Genomic DNA, 13,202 nt, shown 5'->3' with positions numbered 1-13,202 from the left:
GGAGGGTGTGCGTCAGCAGGGTGCGATGACCATTTTGGGTAAACGGTATGGCGATTTCTGGCTTACCATCGTCGGTGAGGTGCCTGTTAAATCGGTTATGCAACTGGCCAACTCAATTGAATATAAACCCAAGTAAAACGATATGAAAATGTCTATTTCTATTAGCAAGACGCTTTCCATGATGATGTTGGGCACGGTGAGCTGGCTTTTTTCACCGGCAATACCCGGTTTCGGCGGCAGTGCGATTGCGGCTCCCGCCGCAGCCGTAACTGCCGGCTTGCCGGATTTTGCCGAACTGGTAGAGAGAACCGGCCCCGCAGTGGTAAATATACGCACCACGGAAAAAATGAAAGCCGGACCCGCTACGCCAAGCAATGACGATCAGGAAATGCAGGAGTTTTTCCGCCGTTATTTCGGTATACCGATCCCGCCCCAGCGGCCGGACCGCACTCCGCGTAACAAGAAACAGCCCCCACCGCTCGAGGAAGAAGTGCCGCGCGGCGTGGGCTCGGGATTCATCCTGTCGGCGGATGGTTATGTGATGACCAATGCGCATGTGGTCGATGGCGCCGATGAGGTCTATGTCAAGTTGACCGACAAGCGCGAGTTCAAGGCGAAAATCATTGGCGCTGACAAGCGTACCGATGTTGCCCTGGTCAAAATCGAAGGCAGCAGTCTGCCGCGTTTGACTATTGGCGATTCCAACAAGATTCGGGTCGGCGAGTGGGTGATCGCAATCGGTTCTCCCTTCGACTTGGACAACACTGTGACTGCCGGCATCATTTCTGCCAAGGCGCGTGATACCGGGGATTATTTGCCGCTGATTCAGACCGATGTCGCGGTCAATCCAGGTAATTCGGGTGGGCCATTGATCAATATGCGCGGCGAGGTGATTGGCATTAACTCCCAAATTTATAGTCGCTCCGGCGGTTACATGGGAATTTCGTTTGCGATTCCGATTGATGAGGCAATCCGCGTTTCCGAGCAATTGAAGGCTTCAGGAAAGGTGACCCGTGGCCGCATCGGAGTGCAGATCGGCGAGGTTACCAAGGATGTCGCCGAGTCGCTTGGCATGGCCAAGGCGCAGGGAGCGCTGGTGCAGCGGGTCGAGCCAGGTAGTCCGGCAGAAAAAGGCGGCCTGCAGGCCGGCGATATTATTCTGAAATATAACGGCATTGCCATTGAGCGCCTCTCCGACCTGCCGCGGCTGGTCGGCAATACCAAGCCGGGTACCCGTGCTTCGTTGACGATCTGGCGCAAGGGCGCTAGCCGTGAATTGGCCCTTTTGATCACGGAAATGGAATCCGAGAAAGTTGCGCAAAAAGAGGACAAGAAAGCCAAGCCGGATGCCGTAGCAAATGCCTTGGGTCTGGTGGTCAGCGATCTGACTGCGGCGCAAAAGAAGGAACTCAAAGTCGGTAGTGGGGTAATGGTTGAGGCAGCCGAAGGTGCGGCTGCCCGTGCCGGCCTGCGCGCAGGCGATCTTATTTTGCAATTTAACAATACCGAGGTTAAGGATGCAAAAGAATTCAACGCGTTGGTGGGCAAAGCCGAGCCGAAAAAGACGGTGGTGCTGCTGGTGCGTCGTGGGGACTCTTCGCAGTTCGTCCCGTTAAGGCCAAACAGCCAATAATCCGGCTGCCGGTTCAAGGGCTGCAAGCCAAGATCGCTTGCAGCCCTTTGCTTTGATAAGGTTTTTGCTCGATTATGATCAAATTCACACTTTACTCGCGACTATATTGCCATCTGTGCGATGACATGTTGCAAGCGCTGGAGGCGTTCCGCGCACGGGCTGTATTTGAGGTTGAAGTTCTCGATATCGATCGCGACGACGTTTTGCTGGGACAGTATGACGAGTTGGTGCCAGTGCTGGTCGGGCACCAAAGCGGGGCGAATGGGGTGCAGTTATGCCATTATCATCTGGACCTGGAAAAAGTCAGTGCATTTCTGGCAGCGCAACCTGGTGGCGCACGATAAGCATTATTGTGGTTTTGCAAGTTCAGATATTCACTCTCATACACAAGTAGGTATTTTTTAAATTCGCAGTTATATCCGCGAAAAATCAGATGATTATCCATATACTCCCTATATATTTGATAATTTTAGAGGGATTTTCCGCGCGTGGGGAAAAATTGTATGGGTAGCGCACCCATCGTCGGACAGGGCTGATTTGGCAGATGGTTTCTTGGCCGGTTTTGCAATCGCGCTCTTTGATCGAAACAGGTTTGTCCTTGATGATCCCGATTACTCGGGTATTCCCCCCTGAAATCCGGTAAAATGCCGGCTTCGAATAACCTTCAGCAACAAGGCGCTCGCCGGGGAGATTGCCCGGTTTGGAGCGCCTTTTTTGTAACCGCGTTTGGCTCAATGAATAATATCCGCAATTTTTCCATCATCGCTCATATTGATCACGGCAAATCGACGCTGGCAGATCGTATTATCCAACTCTGCGGTGGCTTGTCAGATCGTGAAATGGAAGCGCAAGTGCTTGATTCCATGGACATCGAGCGCGAGCGCGGCATTACCATCAAGGCCCAGACGGCAGCGCTGAGTTACAAGGCGCGCGACGGCCAGGTTTACAATCTGAACCTGATCGATACTCCGGGGCATGTCGATTTCAGTTACGAAGTCAGCCGTTCCCTGTCCGCTTGCGAGGGCGCGTTGCTGGTGGTCGATGCGTCGCAAGGGGTGGAGGCGCAAACCGTCGCCAACTGCTATACCGCCATCGATTTGGGCGTGGAAGTGGTGCCGGTGCTGAACAAGATCGATTTGCCCTCCGCCGATCCGGACAACGCGATCGCGGAGATCGAGGAAGTCATCGGCATCGATGCCACCGATGCGGTCCATTGCTCCGCCAAGACCGGCCTCGGCGTGCAGGATGTGCTGGAGTCGCTGATTGCCAAGGTGCCGCCGCCGCAGGGCGACCCGGAGGCGCCGTTGCAGGCGCTGATCGTCGATTCGTGGTTCGACAATTATGTCGGCGTGGTGATGCTGGTGCGCATCAAGAACGGCACCATCCGTCCCAAGGACAAGATCCTGTTCATGGCCACCGGTGCCCAGCATCTGGTCGAGAGCGTGGGTGTATTTACTCCCAAATCGGTGTCCAGAACTGCCTTGTCGGCCGGGCAGGTGGGCTTCATCATCGCCGGCATCAAGGAATTGAAGTCGGCCAAGGTGGGCGATACCGTGACCCTGCTCAACAAGCCCGCCGCCGAGGCGCTGCCCGGCTTCAAGGAAGTCCAGCCGCAAGTCTTTGCCGGCCTGTTTCCGGTCGAGGCGAACCAGTACGATGCATTGCGCGACTCGCTGGAAAAGCTGAAGCTCAACGACGCCGCACTGCAATATGAGCCGGAAGTATCGCAGGCGCTCGGTTTCGGTTTCCGCTGCGGTTTTCTGGGCTTGCTGCACATGGAAATCGTGCAGGAGCGACTGGAGCGCGAGTTCGACATGGACTTGATTACCACCGCGCCTACCGTGATTTATGAGGTCGTGTTGCGCGATGGCTCCATCTTGATGGTCGATAATCCCTCAAAAATGCCCGATCCCTCGAAAATCGAAGAGATTCGCGAACCGATCGTCACCGTCAACCTGTATATGCCGCAGGAATATGTCGGCTCGGTGATCACGCTGTGCACCCAGAAGCGCGGCATTCAGATCGACATGAATTACCACGGCAAGCAGGTCAAGCTGACCTACGAAATGCCGATGGCGGAAATCGTGCTGGATTTTTTCGATCGTCTGAAATCGACTTCGCGCGGCTACGCATCGATGGATTACGAGTTCAAGGAATACCGCACTGCCGATGTGGTCAAGGTCGACATGCTGATCAACAGCGAAAAAGTCGATGCGCTGGCGATCATCGTGCATCGCGCCAACAGCCAATATCGCGGCCGTGCGGTGGCTGCGAAAATGCGCGAACTGATTCCGCGCCAGATGTTCGACGTCGCAATCCAGGCTGCCATCGGCGCCAACATCATTTCACGCGAAAACGTCAAGGCCTTGCGCAAGAACGTGCTGGCCAAGTGTTATGGCGGCGATATCAGCCGCAAGCGCAAGCTACTGGAAAAACAGAAAGCCGGTAAAAAACGCATGAAGCAAGTCGGCTCGGTGGAGATTCCGCAAGAAGCGTTCTTGGCAATTTTACAAGTGGATGACAAATGAACCTGCAAGCTCTTTTGGGAAATTTCGCCTTAATTCTGTTTATTTTGACGGTAGTTACCGGCGTGGTCTGGTTTCTGGATAAGTTTTACCTGTCCAAACAACGACGCGCTGCAGCAAATGCCGCTTTGGCTGAATTCGATGCACGCAATGCCAAGTTGCAGGCCGATGGCATCAAGCGCGATGCCAGCGGGCGTACGGCGTTGGAAGCCAATATTCTCAGACAGCCGACCTGGATCGAATATTCAGGCAGTTTTTTCCCGGTCATTGCGATGGTCTTTTTCCTGCGCTCGTTTTTGTATGAACCTTTCAAGATACCGTCGAGTTCGATGGTGCCTACCCTGGTGATAGGGGATTTGATCCTGGTAAACAAATTCACTTACGGCATTCGTCTGCCGATCATCAACAAGAAAATCATCAATATCAACAACCCGCAGCGCGGCGATGTGATGGTATTCAAATACCCGAAAGATACTGCGCTGGATTACATCAAGCGGGTGGTGGGCGTACCTGGCGACAAAATAGTCTAACAAAAACAAGCGTTTGACGGTGAATGGCAAGAAAGTCGATTACCAGCCGCTGCCGGATTACCTGGACGAAGAACATTTGAGCTATTCGAAGCAATATGCGGAGAATTTGACCGGAGTCACGCACCGGATACTCAACGATGAGCGTGCGCCATCCTACGTGCAAAACCCCGATGCGTTTCCGCGGCATGAATTGTGTACCTATAATATTGAAGGCTTCGCCTGCACCGTGCCGCAAGGACAGTATTTCATGATGGGCGACAATCGCGACAATAGTCTGGATAGCAGGTACTGGGGTTTCGTGCCGGATCAGAATATAGTTGGCAAGGCATTCTTCGTCTGGATGAATCTGGGCGATATCAAACGTATCGGCAGTTTCCATTAAATCAAAACGGGGAGTGGATGTATGCGCACCACAGTAAAAATCAGGCAGCAGGGGCTTACCCTGGTAGGGTTGATTTTTGTGCTGGCGATTGTCGCCGTCATTGCCGTATTGGGCATGAAGGTGGTGCCGACAGTGATTGAATATAGCGCAATCCGCAAGTCCATCGTGGCGGCCAAGGCCGCCGGCACCACCACTGGCGAAATTCGGGCTGCGTTTGACCGGCAGGCCAATGTTGGTTACATCGAGGCAATTGCCGGCAAGGATTTGGATATCGTCAAAGTTGACGGTGAGATGGAAGTGAGCTTTGCTTACCAAAAGAAAATTCCGCTGTTCGGCCCCGCCAGTCTGCTGCTTGAATATGCCGGTACGTCTGCGAAGACTGCCAGGGCTGAGACCAAAGCGATAGATTGAGTTACGGATCAAAATGGATTTGATGTTATTGCAAAACCGCATCGGCTACACGTTCAAGGATGTTGCCTTGCTGGAGCAGGCCTTGACGCATCGCAGCCACAGCAGCTTGCATAATGAACGTATCGAGTTCCTGGGCGACTCGATTCTGAACTGCGTGGTTGCTTCATTATTGTATAAGCGCTACATCGACATCGATGAAGGGGACTTATCGCGCGTGCGCGCCAATCTCGTCAAGCAGCAAGCGCTGTTCGAGATAGCCCAGAGCCTGGGCTTGCCGCATTTTCTGCGACTGGGGGAAGGCGAGCTGAAATCCGGCGGATTCCGTCGTCCCTCGATATTGGCCGATACGCTGGAAGCGCTGTTCGGCGCGATTTACCTGGATACCGGTTTCGATGCGGCAAGCGACGTTATCTGCGCGTTATACAATCCGATTCTGGATACGGTCGATCTGGCTACCTTGGGCAAGGATGCCAAAACCTTATTGCAAGAGTTTCTTCAGGGTAAAAAAATAGCGCTGCCGCAATACAATGTGGTAGCCACGCACGGGGCCGCGCACAATCAGGAGTTTGAAATTGAATGCCTGGTTCCCAAGCTCGAGATCCAGGTTTTCGGCACCGGCGGCAGCCGGCGTGCAGGGGAGCAGGCTGCGGCCAAATTGGCGCTGGAGGCGGCAAAGGCTGCAGCCCTGAAGCCGTCTGCGCGCAAAAGCAAGCCGCGCACCTCGCAGTTGAAGCTGGCCGGAATCGCAACGCTCCAGTCCGATGCGTCAGCAAATCCGACTGCCGAGCACGAAGTCCAGGGCGGTACCGACTCTGCCGCGCAAGAGTAATATGATGCTGTCATATCCGAACCTCAACCACCTATTATCGCCACCGATACCCGAAAACGCATGACTGAATCCGCATCTCCCGCCAATTTCCGCTGTGGGTACATCGCCATTGTCGGCCGCCCGAATGTCGGCAAATCGACCTTGATGAATGCCCTGATTGGCGCCAAAGTCAGCATTACGTCGCGCAAGGCGCAAACCACGCGCCATCGCATCACCGGCATCCAGACAGTTGAGGATGCGCAATTCGTGTACGTTGATACGCCCGGTTTCCAGACCCGCCATTCGAATGCGCTGAACAAGACGCTCAATCGCACCGTGACCAATACGCTCACCGCATCCGACGTGATCCTGTTCATCATCGAGGCCGGCACCTTCGGCCCTGCGGATAGTCAGGTGCTGGCGTTGATCCCCAAAAACGTGCCCTGCATCCTGGTCATCAATAAATCCGACCGCATCAAGGACAAGGCAGTGCTGCTGCCGTTTGCACAGAAAATCGCAGCGATGCATGATTTTTCCGCGGTGGTGCCGGTGTCGGCCAAGCTGCGCTTTCAGTTGGATAATCTGCAAGGGGAAATCAAACGCTTCCTGCCGGAAAACCAGCCGGTGTTCGGCCCTGACGACATCACGGATCGCAGCGAAAAATTCCTGGCCGCCGAGATTGTGCGGGAAAAGGTATTCCGCTTCGTCGGTGATGAGCTGCCGTATACCAGCACGGTACTGATCGAGAAGTTTGAACAGGAAGGCGACCTGCGGCGCATTTTCGCCGCCATCCTGGTGGAGCGCGACACCCACAAATCGATGGTCATCGGCCAGAAAGGCGCACGCCTGAAAGATATTTCGACGCAGTCGCGGCTCGATATGGAAAAACTCTTCGGTGGCCCGGTTTACCTTGAAATTTGGGTCAAGGTCAAATCCGGCTGGGCCGATAACGAAGCCGGATTGCGCGCCTACGGCTACGAGTAAGGCCGGAAACCCGATGGATGTGACTGCAAGCGCCAAGCCCGCGCAGCCGCCAGATGCCACCGCACCAGGGCAGCCGTCGGGGCGAGCAGCAGCCGCTCCTGGCGATGTGCAACCGGCCGTAAAGCGCAGTCCGCGAACCGGGCGCATTGCCAGTCCCGCAGCCGGAGTTGCGGCATTGCCTCCCAAAAAATTGAAATCTCCGGAAAAGGACCGCCGGATTCTGGCCCAGCCCGGTTTCGTGCTGCACAGTTATCCGTACAAGGAAACCAGCTTGATCGTCGATTTCTTTTCGCGCGATCATGGCCGCGTGGCGCTGGTGGCGAAAGGCGCCAAGCGTGCCCATTCCGCGCTGCGCGGTGTGCTGCAGACGTTCCAGCCGTTATCGGTGGGCTGGAGCGGCAAGGGCGAAATTCGCACCTTGATTGGCGTCGAATGGGTCGGCGGCTTGCTGCCGCTGGAAAAATCCGCGCTGCTGTGCGGCTTCTATCTCAATGAATTGCTGCTCAAATTGCTGGCCCGCGATGATCCGCATCCAACGCTCTTCAATCACTACGTCTCGACCCTGAACCAGCTGGCGCATGGCGAAGCTGCTCCGATCGTATTGCGTCGCTTCGAACGTGCTTTGCTGAAAGAGACCGGAGTGGCGGCCGATCTGACGCTATGCACCACCACCCGGGCGACGGTGAGCGCGGATGCGATATATGTGGTCGATCCGGAACGCGGCGCGCGCCTGGCGCGTCCGGCCGATCTCTGGCCGCGCGTGTGCGGACAGACCTTGCTGGATATGGAATGCGGCAACTATGACAAATCCGCCACCCAAACCCAGAGCAAATTCCTGATGCGCGCACTGCTGGCACATCATTTGGGCGGCGCACCGCTCAATACGCGTCAAATTCTGATAGATTTGATGCAGTTATAAGTCAACCAACGTCATCGTCATCACTTCCATGAGCTTCCTGCAACCCAACAGTCAAATCATCGATCTCGGCGTCAATATCGATCATGTAGCAACCTTGCGCAATGCACGTGGCACGGTGTATCCCGACCCGATTCGCGCCGCCTTGCTGGCGGAAGAGGCCGGCGCCGACGTCATCACGCTGCATTTGCGCGAGGATCGTCGCCACATCAAGGATGCCGACGTGATCGCGATCCGGCCGCTATTGCTGACCCGGATGAATCTGGAATCGGCCGTCACCAGCGAGATGGTCGATTTCGCCTGCCGCATCAAGCCGCAGGATGTGTGCCTGGTGCCGGAGCGGCGCGCTGAGGTCACCACCGAAGGCGGGCTCGACGTGGTGCGCTATTTCACCCAGATCCAGGTTGCAATTACCCAGTTGCAGGCTGAGAATATCCGCGTCAGCCTGTTCATCGATCCCGACCCGGAGCAGATTGCGGCGGCGGCGCAAGTCGGCGCGCCGGTGATCGAGCTGCATACCGGCCGCTACGCCGATGCCCATACGCCGGAGCAGCAGGCCAAGGAGTTGGCGCGTGTTCAGGCCGGTGTGCAAGAAGGCATCCGGCACGGCCTGCAAGTCAATGCCGGCCACGGCCTGCATTACTCCAATGTGCAAGCGATCGCTGCGGTTCCCGGGATTGCCGAACTCAACATCGGTCATGCGATCGTCGCCCACGCCGTGTTCGTCGGCTGGCAAGCCGCAGTGCGCGAAATGAAGGCGATCATGGTGCAGGCGCGTCTGGCCGCATTGCAAGCGTGATGGGTATCGCGGATAGAATCGCATGATTTTCGGCATCGGCACCGACATCATCCGCATCCAGCGCATCGAGGCTGCGTTGCAACGCAATGGCGAGCGTTTTGCAGAAAAGATACTCGGCCCGCTGGAACTGGAAAAATATCATCGGCGCAAGCAGCAGGTCGCCGTCCGCGGCCTGCGTTTCCTGGCGACTCGTTTTGCCGCCAAGGAAGCGTTTTCCAAGGCGATCGGCCTCGGCATGCGCATGCCGATGACCTGGCGTTCGATGCAGACCATCAATGCGCCGAGCGGCAAGCCGGTCGTCGTCACCAGCGGTGCGCTCAAGGAATTCATGGACAGCAACCGGCTGACCGCCCAAGTCTCGATTACCGACGAGAGCGAGTATGCGGTCGCCTTCGTGATCGTGGAAAAAGCATAGAAAAATCGTGCAACAAACATATAAAAATCATCGAGAGAACATGAGAACAATTCGCAAGGCAGATTTCATCGCGCCATCCTTGGCCGCTACCACGCTTGGTCCCATCATGCTCGACGTGGCCGGCACCACGCTGGATGCCGAGGATATCCGCCGCATCCGCCATCCGCAGACCGGCGGCGTCATCCTGTTTGCGCGCAACTACACCAACCGCAAGCAGTTGACCGCACTGACTGCCGCGATCCATGCGGCCCGCCCGGGCATCCTGATTGCGGTCGATCACGAAGGCGGGCGGGTACAGCGCTTCAAAGCTGGTGGTTTCACCAAATTGCCGGCAATGCGGACCCTGGGTGCATTGTGGGAGCGCGATGTATTGCAGGCCACCAATGTCGCCACAGCGGTGGGCTATATTCTTGCCGCCGAGTTGCGCGCCTGCGGCGTGGACCTGTCGTTTACGCCGGTGCTGGACCTCGATCACGGCGAATCCGGCGTGATCGGCGACCGCGCCTTCCATCGCGACGCGCGCGTGGTCACGCTGCTGGCAAAAAGCCTGAACCACGGCCTGCTGCTGGCCGGCATGGCCAATTGCGGCAAGCATTTCCCCGGTCACGGCTTTGCCGAGGCCGATTCGCATGTCGCCATCCCGGTTGACGAGCGGCCGCTGCAGGCTATTCTGGCGGAAGATGCCGCACCGTATGACTGGCTCGGCATGAGCCTGTCGGCGGTGATGCCGGCGCATGTGATCTACCCCAAGGTGGACAAGCATCCGGCCGGTTTTTCCAGAAAATGGCTGTCGATGCTGCGCAACAAGATGGGCTTCGAAGGCGTCATTTTCAGCGACGATCTGAGCATGGAAGGCGCCAGCGTGGCCGGCAGCGTGCTCGACGGCGCCAGGGCGGCGCTAAAGGCCGGTTGCGACATGGTGCTGATCTGCAATGCGCCGGACAAGGCGGACCAATTGCTGGCCGGACTCAGGCCCGGCACCAGTCCAGTGGCCCGTGCAACCGCTGCGCGCTCGGCGGCACGCCTGCTGGCTTTGCTGCCGACTGCGGCGGCGCCCGATTGGCAGGACTTGCAGCAGGATCTGCGCTACCAGGCTGCGCTGCGCCTAGTGCAGTCACTATGAGCGTAATTTATGGAGTATATTTTTTCCCGTCCTGAATGCAAGCGGGAATGGCGTTGTTTATTTATATACATAATGGGGTATGAGCGGCAGATGCCGGCTGCTGCTCCCGCTCGTCACGTTACACACTGATGCCCTCGCGATGACCGAAAACGCCATCCCACAGCCGCGCGATCTTGTCCTGGCAACGGTTGCCAAGCTGCCGCATTTGCCCGGCGTGTACCGCTATTTCGATGCGGAAGACAAGATTCTGTACGTCGGCAAGGCGCGCGACCTGAGGAAGCGCGTCGCCAGTTACTTTCAGAAAACCCTCGCCAGCCCGCGTACCGCCATGATGGTCGAGCGCATCGTCCGGCTGGAAACCACGGTGACCCGCAGCGAGGCCGAGGCTCTGATCCTCGAGAACAACCTCATCAAGTCGCTGCAGCCGCGCTTCAACATCCTGTTTCGCGACGATAAATCCTATCCGTATCTGAAAATCAGCGCGCAGAAGACGCCGCGCATGGCGTATTACCGTGGTGCGATCGACAAGAAAAACCAGTATTTCGGCCCGTTCCCGAGTGCCTGGGCAGTCAAGGAATCGATGCAGATTCTGCAAAAGGTGTTTCAGTTGCGCACCTGCGAGGATAGCGTGTTCGCCAACCGCACCCGGCCCTGCCTGCTGCACCAGATTCGCCGCTGCAGCGCGCCGTGCGTGAATGCGATCGCGGCCGAGGATTACCTGCTCGATGTCGAAAACGCAGCCAAATTCCTGCGCGGGCGCCAATCCGAGGTGCTGCAGACGCTGGAAGCGAAGATGCGCGCGTTTGCCGCCGAACTCAAGTTCGAGCAGGCGGCGGCAGTGCGCAACCAGATACAGGCGTTGTCGCGGGTATTGCACCAGCAAAGCATGGAAACCAGCAACGATGCCGATATCGACATCATCGCGGTGCTGGTGCAGGGCGGGCGCGCCTGCGTCAACCTGGCGATGGTGCGGGGCGGGCGCCATTTGGGCGACCGGGCTTATTTCCCGACCCAGATCGACTGCGCCGACCTGAGTGCCGGAGAAACGCTGGAAGCCGAGATTCTGAAGGCGTTTCTGGCCCAGCACTACCTCGACAAATTCATTCCTGGTACGCTGATCCTGAGCATTGAATTCGATGAACCCGCACTGATGATGGCGCTGATGGAGCAATGCGGCCATCGCATCAACCTGCTGTTTCAGCCGCAGGGACAGCGCCGCCAATGGCTGGAAATGGCGGCCAAAGGCGCAGAAATATCCCTTGCACGGCTGCTCTCGGAGCAAGGCTCGCAGCAAGCGCGCACCCGCATGCTGGTCGATGTGCTGGGCATCGATATTGCCGATATCGCCGCCTTGCGCATCGAATGCTTCGACATCAGCCATACGCAAGGCGAAGCGACTCAGGCATCGTGCGTAGTGTTCCATCATCATGCGATGCAAAATGGCGAATACCGGCGTTATAACATCACCGACATTACGCCTGGCGACGATTACGCGGCAATGCGCCAGGTATTGAAGCGGCGCTACGAGAAAATTGCCAGCGGCGACGGCATCATGCCGGATGTGGTGTTGATCGACGGCGGCAAGGGGCAGGTCGAGATGGCGCGGCAAGTGTTTAGCGAACTTGGCCTCGATACCGGCCTGATTGTCGGCGTCGCCAAAGGGGAGGGGCGCAAGGTCGGGCTGGAAACCCTGGTATTCGTCGACGGCCGTGCACCGCAGGAACTGGGGCGCGAATCTGCCGCCCTGATGCTGGTGGCCCAAATCCGGGATGAGGCGCATCGCTTCGCTATCACAGGCATGCGCGCCAAACGTGCCAAAACGCGGCAGGCTTCGCGTTTGGAAGAGATTGAGGGCGTTGGTGCCAAGCGCCGCCAGAAACTTCTGGTACGCTTCGGTGGCCTGCGCGGCGTGGTCGATGCCAGCGTGGAGGATATCGCTTCGGTTGAAGGGATTTCGCGACAGCTGGCCGAAGATATCTATAAGCAACTACACTAGTTGCCTATCGGCGATTTGCACCGGAAAACAAGAATCAAAAGATAAACTTATGCCATTCAATATTCCTATTTTTCTGACCTGGTTGCGCGTCGCGTTGATTCCGCTGGTGGTTGGCGTATTTTATCTGCCCGACGCAATGCTGTCGCCCGGCGCCAAAGGCCTGGCTTCGACGATCATCTTTATCGTGGCTGCGGTGACGGATTGGTTCGACGGTTTTCTGGCCCGGCGCTGGAACGAGACTTCCGCCTTCGGCGCCTTCCTGGACCCGGTGGCGGACAAGTTGATGGTGGCCGGAGCGTTGCTGGTATTGGTGCAGCTGAATCGCGTCGATGCAGTAATCGCGTTCATTATCATCGGGCGGGAAATCACTATCTCGGCGTTGCGGGAGTGGATGGCGCAGATCGGCGCCTCCAAATCGGTCGCAGTCAGCTCCATCGGGAAAATAAAAACGGCCGCGCAAATGATTGCAATCCCGATGCTGCTTTACTATGATGTCGCCTTTGACCTAATCGACACGCGTCTGTACGGTGCCTGGTTGATGGCAGTGGCGGCGGTTCTTACCGTTTGGTCGATGTTTTATTACCTGCGTCGCGCCTGGCCGCTAATCAGGGAAAATGCAGGCAGATTGCTCTAAGTTCTTGACAAGCAATTTACGTATTATATAATGTGCGCCTGTTGTG

At 56.9% G+C, this 13,202-nt stretch carries 12 protein-coding genes and 2 pseudogenes; all 14 read left to right on the top strand.

The window, feature by feature from the left end; genetic code table 11:
- The first annotated feature begins 7 nt into the window (after positions 1–7).
- The 14 genes and pseudogenes from HMCN_RS18885 to pgsA all read left to right on the top strand — a co-directional run bounded on the left by HMCN_RS18885 (position 8) and on the right by pgsA (position 13,156).
- The gene (locus HMCN_RS18885; protein ID WP_081801534.1) at positions 8–136 is read left to right on the top strand and encodes a MucB/RseB C-terminal domain-containing protein; all 129 of its coding nucleotides are present in this window, start codon (positions 8–10) and stop codon (positions 134–136) included.
- Between the two features lie 45 nt (positions 137–181).
- Positions 182–1,633 carry a DegQ family serine endoprotease gene (locus HMCN_RS0114810; protein WP_369792158.1) on the top strand — a complete coding sequence of 484 codons (1,452 nt, stop codon included), beginning with the start codon at positions 182–184 and terminating at the stop codon, positions 1,631–1,633.
- 74 nt (positions 1,634–1,707) lie between these two features.
- Positions 1,708–1,977 carry a glutaredoxin family protein gene (locus HMCN_RS0114805; RefSeq protein ID WP_025918110.1) on the top strand — a complete coding sequence of 90 codons (270 nt, stop codon included), beginning with the start codon at positions 1,708–1,710 and terminating at the stop codon, positions 1,975–1,977.
- 390 nt (positions 1,978–2,367) lie between these two features.
- Positions 2,368–4,161 (top strand): translation elongation factor 4, encoded by a 1,794-nt coding sequence (gene lepA / locus HMCN_RS0114800; RefSeq protein WP_025918109.1) that lies wholly within the window; start codon positions 2,368–2,370, stop codon positions 4,159–4,161.
- Positions 4,158–5,070: pseudogene (gene lepB / locus HMCN_RS17895) on the top strand (signal peptidase I). The gene lepA and the pseudogene lepB overlap by 4 nt, the downstream one beginning before the upstream one ends.
- Before the next feature lie 21 nt (positions 5,071–5,091).
- Positions 5,092–5,481 carry a DUF4845 domain-containing protein gene (locus HMCN_RS0114790; RefSeq protein WP_025918108.1) on the top strand — a complete coding sequence of 130 codons (390 nt, stop codon included), beginning with the start codon at positions 5,092–5,094 and terminating at the stop codon, positions 5,479–5,481.
- Positions 5,482–5,494: 13 nt separating this feature from the next.
- Positions 5,495–6,268: pseudogene (rnc, locus tag HMCN_RS0114785) on the top strand (ribonuclease III); the annotation flags it as partial.
- Positions 6,269–6,370: 102 nt separating this feature from the next.
- Positions 6,371–7,273: a GTPase Era gene (gene era / locus HMCN_RS0114780; protein ID WP_025918106.1), complete on the top strand. Its 903-nt coding sequence runs from the start codon at positions 6,371–6,373 to the stop codon at positions 7,271–7,273.
- Positions 7,274–7,286: 13 nt separating this feature from the next.
- Positions 7,287–8,192 carry a DNA repair protein RecO gene (gene recO, locus HMCN_RS0114775; protein WP_025918105.1) on the top strand — a complete coding sequence of 302 codons (906 nt, stop codon included), beginning with the start codon at positions 7,287–7,289 and terminating at the stop codon, positions 8,190–8,192.
- A gap of 28 nt (positions 8,193–8,220) precedes the next feature.
- Positions 8,221–8,988, top strand: a complete 768-nt coding sequence (pdxJ, locus tag HMCN_RS0114770) for a pyridoxine 5'-phosphate synthase (RefSeq protein WP_025918104.1) — start codon at positions 8,221–8,223, stop codon at positions 8,986–8,988.
- A gap of 22 nt (positions 8,989–9,010) precedes the next feature.
- A complete protein-coding gene (gene acpS, locus HMCN_RS0114765) occupies positions 9,011–9,403 on the top strand; it encodes a holo-ACP synthase (protein ID WP_025918103.1) in 393 nt (130 codons plus the stop codon).
- A 40-nt stretch (positions 9,404–9,443) separates the two neighbouring features.
- Positions 9,444–10,526: a beta-N-acetylhexosaminidase gene (gene nagZ, locus HMCN_RS0114760; protein ID WP_051567008.1), complete on the top strand. Its 1,083-nt coding sequence runs from the start codon at positions 9,444–9,446 to the stop codon at positions 10,524–10,526.
- A gap of 139 nt (positions 10,527–10,665) precedes the next feature.
- Entirely contained in the window at positions 10,666–12,522 is a 1,857-nt protein-coding gene (uvrC, locus tag HMCN_RS0114755) for an excinuclease ABC subunit UvrC (RefSeq protein ID WP_025918101.1), read from the top strand.
- A gap of 49 nt (positions 12,523–12,571) precedes the next feature.
- Complete coding sequence (pgsA, locus tag HMCN_RS0114750; RefSeq protein ID WP_025918100.1) at positions 12,572–13,156, top strand: CDP-diacylglycerol--glycerol-3-phosphate 3-phosphatidyltransferase; 585 nt, start codon at positions 12,572–12,574, stop codon at positions 13,154–13,156.
- Positions 13,157–13,202 lie beyond the last annotated feature (46 nt).

The organism is Herminiimonas sp. CN, assembly GCF_000622895.1.
In the GTDB taxonomy this organism is placed as follows: domain Bacteria; phylum Pseudomonadota; class Gammaproteobacteria; order Burkholderiales; family Burkholderiaceae_D; genus AVCC01.
Note: the sequence above shows the minus strand (reverse complement) of the source record. Positions and strands in the feature narration are given on the sequence as shown.

Excerpts from the sequence above, each read along its gene's own strand:
- HMCN_RS0114810 (WP_369792158.1), top strand. The coding sequence starts at position 182 with ATGATGTTGGGCACGGTGAGCTGGCTTTTTTCACCGGCAATACCCGGT.
- HMCN_RS0114805 (WP_025918110.1), top strand. The coding sequence starts at position 1,708 with ATGATCAAATTCACACTTTACTCGCGACTATATTGCCATCTGTGCGAT.
- lepA (WP_025918109.1), top strand. The coding sequence starts at position 2,368 with ATGAATAATATCCGCAATTTTTCCATCATCGCTCATATTGATCACGGC.
- HMCN_RS0114790 (WP_025918108.1), top strand. The coding sequence starts at position 5,092 with ATGCGCACCACAGTAAAAATCAGGCAGCAGGGGCTTACCCTGGTAGGG.
- era (WP_025918106.1), top strand. The coding sequence starts at position 6,371 with ATGACTGAATCCGCATCTCCCGCCAATTTCCGCTGTGGGTACATCGCC.
- recO (WP_025918105.1), top strand. The coding sequence starts at position 7,287 with ATGGATGTGACTGCAAGCGCCAAGCCCGCGCAGCCGCCAGATGCCACC.
- pdxJ (WP_025918104.1), top strand. The coding sequence starts at position 8,221 with ATGAGCTTCCTGCAACCCAACAGTCAAATCATCGATCTCGGCGTCAAT.
- acpS (WP_025918103.1), top strand. The coding sequence starts at position 9,011 with ATGATTTTCGGCATCGGCACCGACATCATCCGCATCCAGCGCATCGAG.
- nagZ (WP_051567008.1), top strand. The coding sequence starts at position 9,444 with ATGAGAACAATTCGCAAGGCAGATTTCATCGCGCCATCCTTGGCCGCT.
- uvrC (WP_025918101.1), top strand. The coding sequence starts at position 10,666 with ATGACCGAAAACGCCATCCCACAGCCGCGCGATCTTGTCCTGGCAACG.
- pgsA (WP_025918100.1), top strand. The coding sequence starts at position 12,572 with ATGCCATTCAATATTCCTATTTTTCTGACCTGGTTGCGCGTCGCGTTG.